This is a genomic window from Rhodoferax ferrireducens, from assembly GCF_003347515.1.
Classification (GTDB): domain Bacteria; phylum Pseudomonadota; class Gammaproteobacteria; order Burkholderiales; family Burkholderiaceae_C; genus Rhodoferax.
Map to the genome: position 1 here is coordinate 1 of NZ_QEII01000127.1, position 317 is coordinate 317.

Genomic DNA, 317 nt, shown 5'->3' on the forward strand with positions numbered 1-317 from the left:
GTGGCGACGTCGGGCACCTTGATGCCGGCGCTGCGTTTGGGCGGCTCGCTGACCTTGAGGGTCTTGAGGCGCGGTGTGACGTCGACACCCAGGTCTTCGGGCTTGAATATCTCGAGCTGCTTTTTCTTGGCCTTCATGATGTTGGGCAAGGTCACATAACGCGGCTCGTTCAGGCGCAGGTCGGCGGTGATCACGGCCGGCAGGCTCAAGGACAGGGTTTCCAGACCGCCATCGACCTCGCGCGTGACGGAAGCTTTGCCATCCACCACTTCGACCTTGCTGGCGAAGGTGGCTTGCGGCAGATCGGCCAGGGCGGC

Annotated in this window: 1 protein-coding gene; it reads right to left on the minus strand. The window is 63.4% G+C overall.

From position 1 onward, the window contains the following. A partial coding sequence (locus C5P05_RS00575; protein ID WP_420130712.1) for an electron transfer flavoprotein subunit beta/FixA family protein occupies positions 1 to 317 on the minus strand: 317 nt, incomplete at both ends.